We start from the raw sequence: 13,413 nt of genomic DNA on the forward strand, positions 1-13,413 counted from the left end.
AATAAAAAGTCCTTCGAGATAATTATCTCAAAGGACTAACCAGCTTTCCAAATAATCTCCAATTATTTTTGACAAAATTCTCATCAATTTCGCAAACCTACTACACATTATCCAACTTCACTGGCCCACTTTTTCTCATCCTGAACGAATAGGATGCCCAGCTCGTGGTGATCTCCTTCATATAAGGCCCGTTGCACAAAACGGATCTGTCCGTTCGTATCAAGAACTTCAAGCTTGCAATGCGCCCTGTTTCGCGACAGGGCCTCGTAAAATGTCTTTTCGTCATGGACATTCGTTCCATTTACCTTTGTGACAAGCTCCCCGACTTGCAGAGCCATTTTATCGGCCGGCGACTCTGGCAAAATACCGAGAATCATTACGCCATGATTCTTTTTTGAAAAATAGAACGGACGGCTCTCTTCGTGCATTCTCTGCAGGAATGTCAGAGCTTCGCGGCCGATGATCGCAATCGATACAGCTGCGATGGCGGCGATTGGGTACCAGTACCCGGCTGCAGCAATCAGCGTGGCAAGAATGCCAAGCCCGATTACCCGGCTGCCCTGTTGCTGAATGGCCTCTCTCGGCAGCAACCCCTGGATTTGCTGATGCATACCGATCGCGAATGGAACGAGAAGCAAGGAATATGTATTGTCGCCAAGTGTGAACACCGGCCACCACTCATACGGCATCGTCAGCATGTTTCCCGGAATGAGCATGAATGCCGGAACCAGCCACAGACGTTTCACCTCGTGGACACCGACCGTCTGGCCACGCTTGCTTTTTAATAATTTTGGAGAAGTTCCCTTTTTGCCATTCTTTAAAATCAACATTCCCTCGCCAATTGTCAGCAAAGCCAGCAAAATCGCGATGGATGGATAAATTTTTTCATCAAGACTGGAAAAAAGGTCGCCAGCCAGCGGAATCTCGATTTTTTTGCCAGACAGAAAAATTAAAGCAAAGAAAGCGGCGCCAACCGTATATGCAGGAGCCAGCAGCCTGACTCTCGTGGTAAAGCTCAATAACAATGTCGCCGCCGCAATCAGAGCAATCGCCGCGAACGGAATTGTAAGCCCCGCGCCTATTGTGATAATCGAAATCGACAGACCGATTAGCAATCCGATTGGAAACAGCTGCCTGAGCTCAAAGTAAGCATCCTCCGACCGGACCGTGAAGTTTTTGCGCTCCCGTTTCACGCGTGAAATCCCAAGAATCGCAGCTATAAATAAAGAATAATAGAACACAGGGTGAAGCAGAAGCCTGCCCGTCCCTTTCAAAAGCTCGATGAACCAATCCTGTGCCACCCCTATGTCACCATCCCCGTAAAATTACTTGATATTAAGCTTATTCTATCAAATCTGGGGGGTAAAACCTATTAATAGTTGCGGAATTGGGATGGGATTTTTTTCTTGTGGGGGTTTATTTCGGCCGAACGCAACTAATCTCTATGGAATCCGGGTTATTCTCTACGGTTTAGTCTGGAATCTCTACGGAATGTTACTTATTCTCTACGGAAGCGGCCATATTCTCTACGAAATGATGCATATTCTCTACATTTTCCATAAACTAACAAAAAGACGCTGCACCCATGTCTAAGGTACAGCGTCAAATTATATATCCAAAGTTATCTTCACCCTTAATATGCAGTTGGAGTTGATTACCTGGCAAGCAGTCTCAACGCAGTCTGCAGCTGCAAATCGTTCTCTTGCTGTTTCATCGCTTCCCTAGCTGCTTCCTCAAGTGCGGTGGCTGTTTTTGCATCGATCACGCCTGTTACGTTCATGCTCTTGTTCCTTTGGAATACCCTGACAGCGATTTCGGTTTGATTGCTGAAGTACCCGTCCGTGCGTCCAGGTTCGAATCCAAGGCCTGCAAGGATTTCCTGGGCATTTTTGATCTGCTCGTTATTCATATCCAGCCTCAGCGGTTTATCAACCTGGATTGGATGAGTATGATACAAAGCAGGCTGATTGACTTCGACTGTTGGCTCGATGCCCTTCTTATGGATCCAGTTGCCGTCCGGCGTCAGCCATTTGAACAGCGTCAGCTTGATGTTGCTTCCATCACCCATTGGCACAGCCTGCTGGACTGTTCCCTTTCCGAATGACTTTTCACCGATGACCGGATAGCCGCCCGCTTCCTTCAGGGCCCCGGCTAATATTTCCGCTGCCGATGCACTGCCATCATTTGTCAACACGCCAATCGGGTAAGCTTTGGCTTTATCCAAGTTGGAAAAATAACGTGTTTTATCACCGCTGCGTTCCTCGATTTGATAAAGCGGTTTATCTTTAGGAATCAGTTCTCGCAAAATCTCCTCGACGCTCGTTAGCAGCCCGCCAGGATTGCCGCGCACATCGATCAGCAGCGCATCCAGCCCCTCTTTTTCCAAAGCCTTCAATTCCTTTTTGAACTCCTTTGATGTATCCTCAGAAAATGAGGTAATCTCAAGGTAACCAACGTTTTCGCCATTCACCTTTTTCATATCACGATAAACGGTAATCTGAGGGATTTCATCACGGATCACTTTCACCTGAAGTGGATCTTTCAAGCCTTTCCGTCCAATCTCTAGCACGACAGGCGTTCCCTTTTTCCCGCGAATTTTCGTTGTCGCTTCAAACAGGTCAAGACCCTCGATACTTTCACCATCAACCTTCAGAATCTGATCATTTGGCTTCAAGCCCGCTTTTTCCGCAGGCGAATTTTTAAAAGGCGAAACAATCACGATCTTTCCATCGACCGTACTGACTTCAGCACCGATCCCTTCGAATGAAGACTCCAGCGTCTGATTGAATTCCCTGGCGGTTTCCTTGTCCATATACACCGAATACGGATCTTCCAAAGTCGACAACATGCCTTTGATCGCGCCTTCAACCAGCTTCTTGTCCTCTACTTTTTCCACATAACTATTAAAAATCAAACTGTAGGCCTGCTCAACTTTTTCAAGACTGTCCTGCTCACCGGATTCGGCCCTCGCATGATCCTTGAAAGGGACAATCTGGCGCTCCAGCACCCCAGCCTTGTTCTCATACCATTGCATGCCAGCGTATGTACTCCCCGCCCCAGTCAGCAGCGAGCCCGCCATCAAAACGGCAATCCACTTACGTTCCATTGCCAAACTCCTCCCTGTTTACCGCAAACTGCTCCTCTGCCGTAAAAATTTCTATGATTCCCATTATATGACGGAGATGGACAGGGTATGAAGGATTTAATTTTGCAGCAAGGGATGTTTTGGATATATTTTACAAGTTTCCAAGTCTAATAAATGGGAAAATAAAAAAGGAAGAGATTTGTGGTCTCTTCCTTTCAAGGATTATCTCAGATATGGAATTGGATTGACATAGTTTCTCTTGTCAGCAGTCCATGGTCCCTTATGCAATTCGAAGTGCAAATGCTGACCAGTAGATTGGCCTGTGCTTCCCATTGTACCAATTCTTTGGCCTTTTGATACTACTGCTCCATTTCCGACTTGTCTCGAACCGGATCTCATATGAGCATAAACAGTCGTATAGATTTGGCCATCAATAGAGTGAGTGATAAAGATAACTTCTCCATAGCTGCTGGATGTATAAGATTGGCTGACAACGCCATCTGCAGCGGCTACGATTGGAACAGTTCCTCCGCTCGCAATATCGATTCCAAAGTGGTAAGCTCCCCATCTTGAACCAGTGTTTGAAGAAACATAACCACGGGCAGGCCACATGAACATGCCATTCGACACTGGAGGCGCAGAAACTTCAGCAACTGTTGCAGTTGAAGTAGAAGCGGATGATCCACTGTTTTTCTGTTTTGCTGCTGCCGCTGCTCTTTCCCTAGCTAATTTAGCTTGTCTTTCACGCTCGGCTGCAATCTCAGCCTGGCGTTTCTTCTCAAGGGCAATCGCTTTTTCGATCGCTGCTGCCTGTGAAGCTAAGATTTTCTGTTGTTCGGCAATATCGTTGATTTCTCCGTGCATTTTGTGCTCTTCATGTTCAAGCTCTTTCATCAACTCTTTTTGTCTAGCAATTTTTCCTTTAAGCTGGACTTTTAAGTCTTCAAGGTCTCTTTTCATCGATTGAAGGTTGGCAAGCTTAGTTTTGACTTCCTCTTGCTTTTTCTCCAAGTCGTCTTTATCCTTTTGATGCTGCTCAAGAATACCTTTGTCAGCTTGTACAATCGTTGTCACCGCATTTACTCGGTCGATGAAATCACTGAAGCTTTGTGCGCCAAGAAGAACATCCATATAGCTGACCGTTCCTCCGCTTTCCTGCATAGAGCGGGCTTTTTCCTTCAATAATTCATTTCTTTTCTCAATACGCTCGATCAGTTCTGCAATTTCAACTTCCAGCTGCTTAATCTCAGCCGTTGTTTGATCGATCTGTGCATTTTTTTCTGCAATTCTATTTTCGGTATCTGTTACTGATTTATCAAGTGCACTGATTTCATTCCTTACTGTATCTTGCTTAGACTGAATCTCAGTTATTTGCGATTTTTTCTCTTCAATTTCACTGTTCAAACCGGAACGTTTATTCAAAGCTTCCTGTTTTTGCTTTTCCAGATTTGAAATTGATTCTGCATTCGCATGATTCGTATATATCGGGCTTGCAATGGCACCCAGGCTTAAAGTACTGACTATTGCTAGTGAGAGTATCTGCTTTTTCACTAGATCTTTTCCCCTCTCTTACTCATGATAGTTTCGTAACTTTGTCTTTATATCTATCGTCTATTATTTATGTAGTGTTAAGGAAGAATTTCAATCTTCCTTACACTTTCAAGAACTTGCGGACGGACATGAGACTTCCCCAGATGCCAATTGCAGCTCCCATCATGATCAGGATGGCTGATAACTGGTATACAAATGGGTTAAATTCAAGCAATCTTATGAAATGATCTTTCAGCTTTTCGTTCAGGAAGTCGTAAGCGTAATAATACGCTGCTGATACTACGGCGATTGGCACCACTGCGCCAAGAATACCCAGCCATAGTCCTTCGAGGAAGAATGGCCACCTGATGAAACCATTCGTGGCACCAACGAGTCTCATAATCTCAATCTCTCGTTTACGTGCCATGATCGTGATTTTAATCGTATTGGAAATCAGGAACATCGCTGTAAAAAGAAGCCCGACAATCAGGACGAGCCCGACATTACGGCTTACTTTTATAAAATTGAACAGTTTTTCAACCTTGCCCTGTCCATATTTTACAGCTGCCACATAATTCAGCTTCTCGATCTGCTTTGCGACTTTCATTGTGTCAGTAGGATTTTTCGTCTTTATGACGAACACATCGTTCAAAGGATTGTCCTGCTCAAACAGCTGGAAGGCTTCACCCTGGTCTCCAAGACTGTTGATCAGGTTCTCAAGTTCTTTTTCCTTAGGGGAAAAAGTGACATTCTTGATGCCGGAAACCTGATTGATTTGCTGTTCCAATACCTCTTTATCTTTGTCATTCGCTGCGGCATCCACATGGACTCGGATTTCTACATCCTCTTCGATTGTGGTTGCGACTTTATTTAAATTCATCATAATGACGAAAAAGACACCGACCAAAAGCAAGGTAACCGTTACGGCACTAACGGATGCGAACGTCATCCAGCCATTTCGGCCTAAGCTTTTGAAGCTTTCACGAATGTGGCGGCGGAATGTTCTAGCTTTCATATCCGTAGTCACCTTTCATTTCGTCACGGGCAATCCGGCCGTCCTCGATCGCGATGACGCGATGCTTGATTGTGTTGACGATTTCTTTGTTGTGGGTCGCCATGACGATTGTGGTTCCCCTCATATTAATCTCTTCGAAAATGTTCATGATTTCCCAGGAAGTGTCTGGGTCAAGGTTTCCTGTTGGTTCATCGGCAATCACCACTTTCGGTGCGTTCACTATTGAACGAGCGATGGCAACACGCTGCTGCTCCCCGCCTGAAAGCTCAGTTGGAAGCGATCTGGCCTTATGCTTCAACCCGACAAGTTCCAAAGTCTCCATTACCCGCTTTTTGATATATTGTGGCGATTCCTCGATCACTTCCATTGCAAACGCGACATTCTCATAGACTGAAAGAGTATTCAGCAATTTGAAGTCCTGGAAGACGACGCCAATATTTCGACGCAGCAATGGCACTTTGCTGTTCTTAAGCTTTGCGAGATTGACACCATTTATAATGATGGATCCCTTGGAAGGCTTAATTTCACGGTACATCATTTTTATAAAAGTAGATTTCCCGGCACCGCTGGGACCTACCACGTATAAAAATTCACCTGCATCTATATGAACATTTATTCCATTCGCGGCCATGATGCCGTTGGAATAAGTCTTGTAAACATCCTGCATATCGATCATTTTTGTATCACCTTAGATAGTTAGTCTTATCACACGGCTATTCTTCGACAATTTGTAACAAACCTATTATAGCATCTCACTCTATCAAAAAAACCCCTTATTATATTACAGTTTCTTTTCAATTCACTAAAAAACTACCACTTTATACCTATTGAGGGTAATTTATCTACTAGTTTACCATGCATAATGATTGCCAAGTTAGTTATTTATCTAGTAGAATCCTCATCTTTACAGTATTTGTATATTTGTCGAATTTTTAGTTTTATTACCGGTGTGTAACAACAGTTTATCAAAACTTGTATGTACAAATTGTGAAGCTTGCTGAATTGCTAAATAATTTGGCGATTTTCCAAAAATGCATAAGGACAGCATTTTAACTTTGATCGAGCTGCAAAAATCAGCACAAAAAAAACGCCCTGACGATGATCAGAACGTTTCCTTTTAAGTATTATTTCTTGTTTGCCAGCCATTCAGCCACTGCTGAAGCGTCGTCACCTTCAAGCAACTTCGGAGGCATTGCTCCTTTACCATTGGCGATTGTGCTTTCGATCTCATCCTGGGATAGACGGGAACCTACATCACTTAATTTCGGTCCTACGCCGCCTTCAAGATTGCCGCCATGGCAGCTTGAGCATTTTTGGTTAAAAAGCTTTTCCGGATCTGCACCCGCTTTGTCGCCGCCAGCTTCATCGCCGCCACCACCGCCGCAGGCTGCCAGTGCCAAGGAGGTTCCCATTAATAGAGCTAATAATTTCTTCTTCAAATATAACTCCCCCTAAGAAAATTTTGCATACACGACTATTTTATACCAATACTAAGCCCTTTTAAAACCCTCGCCCAATACCTCTGAAGCATCCATTACGATCACAAATGCAGCAGGATCAATGGATTGGACCAATTGTTTCAATTTTGTGAACTCCGTCTGGTCCACAACACACATGATGATTGGCCGTTCCTGGTCCGTATAGCCGCCGTATGCTGATAGTTTTGTCACTCCACGGTCAATTTTATTCAAGATTGCTTCGCGAACTTCATCCTGGCGGTTCGTGATGACCATCGCCATCTTCGAGCGCCCGATGCCGACCTGCACAAGGTCGATTGTTTTACTAGTGACATAAAGCCCGATTAAAGCATATAGACCGCGTTCAATATCGAAGACAATCGCTGCAGACAACACAATCAGTCCGTCAATCAGCGCCACGCAGGTACCAAGCGAAAACCCCGTGAACTTATGGATGATTTGCGCCGCCAAATCCGTGCCTCCTGTGGAAGCATTTCCTCTGAATACAATTCCTAGTCCCAAACCGACACCAATACCGCCGAACAATGACCCAAGTAAAGGATCGAGAGTCCAGGGCTTCACATCATTCGTCAGAAACACGACAAATGGAAGGAAGATGGTCCCTGCAAGAGTTTTATACCCATATTGTCTTCCAAGTAAAACAACCCCGGCAATAAACAACGGGATATTAAAGGCCCATTGCACATACGCCGGCTCCCAGCCAAGGGTCGCATCCAAAATCGTACTGATCCCGCTCACACCGCCTGAAGCAACACGGTTCGGAAGCAGGAACACATTAAATGATACAGCCACAATCCCAGAACCTATCAACACATATACATATTCAATCAGCTTTTCCAATGTTGGATTAACTGTATGATTTCGTCGTTTTTTCAATGTCCTATCCCCTTTTTCCATTAATGCCGTCAGTGAGTATAGCATGTGTCGAATTTTCTGTAAACGCTAGTAGTGCGCCGTGTTAAAGGGTGAAAGAAAGGCTTCTATTATATAGGATGAATTCTGTCGTCATGTAAACTGTTTGTTTTAGAGTTCCCAGTAAAATGCACTATATCAAACTGGATAATGCATTTTTTGCAAGTAAAAGTTTTTAGCTGGATGCCTGAGTTTGTGAAATTTTGAACAATTATTGACGTTTCGCCAAATACCCTTACCCCCAGCCGTACTTTGTGATATATTTCACGTATAAGGAGGCGGTCATATTGATTAGTCTTTCCTGTAATAGAAGGAAATTATTTTTTTACCAGAGGTTGCTCAACATTACACATTAAAATTCACGAGAAAGAGGGTAATATATATGGCTAAAAAAGTGGTAATCGTAGGTGGAGTTGCCGGCGGAGCTACAACAGCTGCACGTTTAAGAAGATTGGATGAACAAACAGAAATCGTGATGATCGAACGCGGTGAATATATATCTTTTGCCAACTGCGGGCTTCCTTATTATATCGGTGGCGCCATCCAGGAACGAGACGCGTTGCTTGTACAGACAGTTGAAGGCATGTCTAAAAAATTCAATATGGACATCCGTAACCTGAGCGAAGTGACTCGCATTGACCGCGAGCGCAAAGTGGTGGAAATTAATGATTTAAAAACTGGTAAAACATATGAAGAAAATTATGATGTACTGGTTCTTTCACCTGGAGCGAGCCCTATTAAGCCTCCGATTCCTGGTATTGATGAGGCTGGAGCATTGTTCACGCTTCGCAATATTCCTGACACTGATAAAATCAAGGCGTATGTCGATGAGCGGATGCCTAAAAAAGCGACCGTCATCGGAGGCGGCTTCATCGGTGTTGAAATGGCCGAAAACCTCTGGGAACGCGGAGTCGAAGTAACACTCGTCGAGATGGCTGACCAGATTATGGCGCCAATCGACTTTGAGATGGCTTCTATTTTACACCAACACCTTCGTGAAAAAGGCGTCAACCTTGTTCTTGAAGATGGCGTGAAATCTTTTGAAAACAACGGTAAGTTAATCAATTTGAACAGCGGCACGCAAATCGAGACTGATCTGGTCATCCTTGCAATTGGCGTTGCTCCTGAAAATAAATTGGCGAAGGAAGCTGGGCTGGAGCTGGGACTTCGCGGTGCAATTCGCGTCAATGAAAGATTGCAGACAGCTGATGAAAGTATCTACGCCATCGGTGACGCAATTGAAGTGAAAGACTATATCAACGGCCAGGCGACTCACATTCCGCTTGCATGGCCAGCTAACCGCCAGGGCCGCATTGTCGCGGACCATATCAACGGCATCGACTCCAAGTACCAGGGCACACTTGGCACATCCATTGCGAAGGTGTTCGACATGACCGTTGCGGCAACAGGAAATAACGAAAAAACATTGAAGCGACTTGGCATCTCTTATGATGTCGTGCACGTTCACCCAAGCTCTCACGCCGGATACTATCCTGGCGCATTCCCGATTGCGCTGAAATTAATTTTCGACCGGGAGACCGGAAAAATCTTTGGCGCCCAGGCTGTATCCTACGATGGCGCCGACAAGCGTATCGACGTTCTGGCAACTGCCATCAAAGGCGGCATGACGATTTTTGACCTGCCAGATCTTGAGCTGGCTTACGCACCGCCATATTCTTCTGCAAAGGACCCAGTCAACATGGCAGGATACGCAGCGAAGAATATTGCAGAAGGTCTTGTGGAAACGGTGCAATGGCATGAGATCAATGACATTCTTGCCAATGGCGGCTACCTGATCGACGTCCGCGAGCCGATCGAGCGCGATATGGGCTTGATCGAGGGTTCTGTGAATATTCCTTTAGGAGAGCTTCGCGACCGTCTTGGTGAAATCCCAACCAAAGAAGTTTACGTCTACTGCCAGGTCGGACTTCGCGGATACTTAGCATCTCGTATCCTGAAGCAAGCTGGATTCAAGGTTCGCAACCTGGACGGCGGATACAAAACCTACTCTTGCGTGTTCGAGCCAGATGCGAGCGAGAACTGCGGTACCCCAATCAGCGATAATGGCGTTGCCCAGCGTAATGCTGCGACGGAGGAAATTGCTGCTGCCGCTGCCCAGTCTAGTGTTTGCTTGGCTGTTGAGGCAGCTCCAGTTGCTGTGGCTGCTCCAGTTGCTCCGCCGACTGTGAAGACGACGCTTGACGCCTGCGGCTTATCTTGCCCGGGCCCGATCATGAAGGTGTACAAAGCGATCGGCGACATGCAGGATGGTGAAGTGCTTGAGATTCATGCAACAGACCCAGGCTTTGCGAAAGACATCAAGGCATGGTGCGAAAAGACAGGCAACAAGCTGATCAGCAACAAGTTTGAGGATAAGAAGTTCAAGGCGCAGATCATGAAAGGGAATGACGTCGTGCCTTTGAATACAATGGCAGCACCGGTCGAAATGCCGACTGGAGTGCCAACAGCTGCTCCTGCTAAAAACGGTGCAACGATGGTCGTGTTCAGCGGTGACCTCGACAAAGCCATCGCAACGTTCATCATCGCATCCGGCGCCGCGGCGATGGGTAAAGAGGTAACCTTGTTCTTCACCTTCTGGGGACTGAACATCCTAAAGCGCAACGACGCACCATCAACCGAGAAGGACATGATGGCGAAAATGTTCAGTATGATGATGCCAAAGGGTGCGAACGACCTGCCATTATCCAAGATGAACATGGGCGGCATGGGTGCGAAGATGATCAAGACTGTCATGGCCAACAAAAACGTCGACAGCCTCGAAACTCTGATGAAAAACGCCATGGACGCCGGCGTGAAACTCGTCGCCTGCGGCATGAGCATGGACATCATGGGTATTTCCAAGGAAGAGCTCATCGACGGAGTCGAAATCGGCGGAGTCGCAGCATATCTTGGAGATGCTGAGGATTCTGGATTGAATTTGTTTATCTAATTTGGGAGCGGCCTTCTGCGGAGGGCTGCTTTATTTTGGGAACAGCACGCACTCAGTTGGGTGGGGTTGCTGAAAAAAGGTAATTTGCCTTTGTTTTTCCTAGTTAATTGGTAAACGTAGAGATTATTGCAGTTTTCGTAGAGAATGTGGTTCATTTCGTAGAGATTATTCTTTTTTCGTAGAGAATAGTTGAGATTTCGTAGAGATTACCTTCGATATTAGTGAATATTTTTCATCTCCCCCTCTCCTAGCAGGAATTATAGTGTATTTTGTCGAAGAATTTAGGATCTCACACAAGGAGGGAACCAATTTTGATTGTTAAAAGAAGAAAAGTACCATTAAGACTCAAAATAAATGATGCTGTCTTAAGAAGATTGTCTGATCCACATCCCAAACGGGCAGAAGTCACACAGGACTCTATGAGATTCGGAGCTGGACACAAAGGCGAGGTAACTTTAGACTACTACACTAGCCTGCTCCATGAAGATGCCTTTCACATATTTCAGGGTTTGCGCTTAAAAACAGGTGAAACTCATTTCCAAATGGACTCCCTGCTCCTCTCCCCTTCACTCGCCATTATCATTGAATCCAAGAACATGGCAGGCACCCTCATTTTCAATTCCCAATTCAATCAAATGGACCGAAGCTTTAATGATAAGACAGATACGTTTGATGACCCACTTCTTCAGGTAAAAAGACACCGCATTCTTTTGCTAAAGTGGCTGAACCTCCATCATTACCCTAAGATTCCTATCGAATACCTAGTCTTTAGCAGTAACCCTTCAACCGCCTTGCGAAATCCCACTAATGGTCCAGAGGTATACCATCGCGTATGTCCTCCAGGAAGACTTATTTTTAAAATTGAAGAGTTTCTTTCAAGGTATAAAAAAGACGTGCTTACCTTAAAAGAACATAAGAAGCTAAGTAAGCTTTTACTAAAGAGTGACCAGCCTCCTGAATCCCACCTACCAAAATTTCAAATTAAACCATCCGAATACCTTACTGGAGTCCAATGTCCATCTTGCATTCGTTATGCTATGGAGAGATACAGCGGTACTTGGAATTGTCCCCACTGCGGAGCCACTGCTAAAGATGCCCACTTACAAACATTAGAAGACTATTTCCTCTTAATTAACCCAACCATCAATAACAAGCAGTTTCGGTCGTTCGTGCATTTACCATCAAAAAAACTAGCATCCAAGCTGCTGGCAAATTCAAATCTCATTGCAACTGGTGCAACAAAAAGCAGAAGGTACCAACCGAAATAAAAAAATCCCCCGCTCAACCCGGCGGGGGACTCCCTTAATTCATCCGCAGTTCGGTTTACTCACCCAAACTCAACTTAGATCTCAAATAAGCATCAATAAACATATCAATATCCCCGTCCATGACGGCCTGCACGTTGCCGGATTCAGCGCTGGTGCGGTGATCTTTGACCATGGAGTATGGATGGAAAACATAAGATCGGATCTGGCTGCCCCAGCCGATTTCTTTTTGCTCGCCGCGGATTTCGTCCAGTTCGGCTTGCTGCTGCTCGATTTCTCGCTGATAAAGCTTGGCTTTCAGCATCTTCATAGATGTTTCACGGTTCTTGATCTGCGAACGTTCCGCCTGGGATGATACAACGACACCAGTCGGCAAGTGGGTGATCCGGACGGCGGAGTCAGTGGTGTTGATGTGCTGACCGCCGGCGCCGCTTGCACGATACGTATCGATTTTTAGGTCTTCCGTACGAATCTCAATTTCGATTTCATTGTTGAACTCCGGCATAACTTCGCAGGATACGAATGAAGTATGGCGGCGGCCTGAAGAATCGAATGGAGATATACGAACCAATCGGTGTACGCCTTTTTCCGCCTTTAAATATCCGTATGCATTATGCCCTTTGATCGCTAACGTGACACTCTTGATACCCGCTTCGTCCCCTGGAAGGTAATCCAAAGTCTCAACCTTGAAGCCGCGCTTTTCCGCCCAGCGTGTGTACATACGCAGCAGCATCGAACCCCAGTCCTGGGACTCCGTTCCGCCGGCACCAGGGTGCAACTCAAGGATTGCGTTATTTTTATCATGCTCTTCACTCAACAACAATTGGAGTTCAAACTCACTCATGCGCTCTTTGAATTCAACGAGCTCCTTCTCCAGTTCCTCCCGAAGATCTGCGTCGTCTTCCTCTTTTACAAGCTCATAAGTCAAATCCAGATTTTCATATGCCTCGTTAAGCTCGTTAAAAACATTAACCTGTTCCTTAAGCGCATTTGCTTCGTTGATGACGACCTGGGCCTTCTGCTGGTCATCCCAGAAGTCTGGCGCAAGCATGCCATCTTCTAGTTCAGCAATCCGTGCTTCCTTATTTTCGAGGTCAAAGAGACCCCCTGAAGTCCGCTAATTTCTTAGCTGTTTTCTCAAGCTCATTCCTGATATCTGCTAATTCCATATCATTCAC

At 45.5% G+C, this 13,413-nt stretch carries 10 protein-coding genes; 2 read left to right on the top strand and 8 right to left on the bottom strand.

Annotated features, from left to right (window positions below):
* Positions 1 to 107: 107 nt before the first annotated feature.
* From ACNAZ4_RS14055 to ACNAZ4_RS14085, 7 genes are all read right to left on the bottom strand, one after another.
* Positions 108 to 1,301: a PDZ domain-containing protein gene (locus tag ACNAZ4_RS14055; RefSeq protein ID WP_415815198.1), complete on the bottom strand. Its 1,194-nt coding sequence runs from the start codon at positions 1,299 to 1,301 to the stop codon at positions 108 to 110.
* A 353-nt stretch (positions 1,302 to 1,654) separates the two neighbouring features.
* Entirely contained in the window at positions 1,655 to 3,106 is a 1,452-nt protein-coding gene (locus tag ACNAZ4_RS14060; protein ID WP_415815200.1) for a S41 family peptidase, read from the bottom strand.
* 201 nt (positions 3,107 to 3,307) lie between these two features.
* Positions 3,308 to 4,636: a murein hydrolase activator EnvC family protein gene (locus ACNAZ4_RS14065; RefSeq protein ID WP_415815202.1), complete on the bottom strand. Its 1,329-nt coding sequence runs from the start codon at positions 4,634 to 4,636 to the stop codon at positions 3,308 to 3,310.
* A 100-nt stretch (positions 4,637 to 4,736) separates the two neighbouring features.
* Positions 4,737 to 5,630 carry a permease-like cell division protein FtsX gene (gene ftsX / locus ACNAZ4_RS14070; RefSeq protein WP_415815204.1) on the bottom strand — a complete coding sequence of 298 codons (894 nt, stop codon included), beginning with the start codon at positions 5,628 to 5,630 and terminating at the stop codon, positions 4,737 to 4,739.
* On the bottom strand, positions 5,620 to 6,306 hold the full coding sequence (gene ftsE / locus ACNAZ4_RS14075; protein ID WP_415815206.1) for a cell division ATP-binding protein FtsE: 687 nt from the start codon (positions 6,304 to 6,306) through the stop codon (positions 5,620 to 5,622). The genes ftsX and ftsE overlap by 11 nt, the downstream gene beginning before the upstream one ends.
* A 448-nt stretch (positions 6,307 to 6,754) precedes the next feature.
* A complete protein-coding gene (gene cccB, locus ACNAZ4_RS14080) occupies positions 6,755 to 7,069 on the bottom strand; it encodes a cytochrome c551 (RefSeq protein ID WP_415815208.1) in 315 nt (104 codons plus the stop codon).
* Positions 7,070 to 7,120: 51 nt separating this feature from the next.
* Entirely contained in the window at positions 7,121 to 8,005 is an 885-nt protein-coding gene (locus tag ACNAZ4_RS14085) for a YitT family protein (RefSeq protein WP_415815210.1), read from the bottom strand.
* A 397-nt stretch (positions 8,006 to 8,402) separates the two neighbouring features.
* On the opposite strand from ACNAZ4_RS14085, the gene ACNAZ4_RS14090 reads away from it, so the two are divergent.
* Together ACNAZ4_RS14090 and ACNAZ4_RS14095 are read left to right on the top strand one after the other, a co-directional pair.
* Positions 8,403 to 10,970 (top strand): CoA-disulfide reductase, encoded by a 2,568-nt coding sequence (locus tag ACNAZ4_RS14090; RefSeq protein ID WP_415815212.1) that lies wholly within the window; start codon positions 8,403 to 8,405, stop codon positions 10,968 to 10,970.
* 311 nt (positions 10,971 to 11,281) lie between these two features.
* Entirely contained in the window at positions 11,282 to 12,238 is a 957-nt protein-coding gene (locus ACNAZ4_RS14095) for an NERD domain-containing protein (RefSeq protein ID WP_415815214.1), read from the top strand.
* 55 nt (positions 12,239 to 12,293) lie between these two features.
* Here ACNAZ4_RS14095 and prfB read toward each other — a convergent pair.
* A protein-coding gene (gene prfB / locus ACNAZ4_RS14100; protein WP_415815216.1) for a peptide chain release factor 2 occupies positions 12,294 to 13,404 on the bottom strand; the annotation gives its coding sequence in 2 pieces (ribosomal slippage) (positions 12,294 to 13,331 and positions 13,333 to 13,404; 1,110 coding nt in all).
* Positions 13,405 to 13,413: the final 9 nt, after the last annotated feature.

Source organism: Mesobacillus thioparans (assembly GCF_965138835.1).
Lineage (GTDB): Bacteria > Bacillota > Bacilli > Bacillales > Cytobacillaceae > Mesobacillus > Mesobacillus thioparans.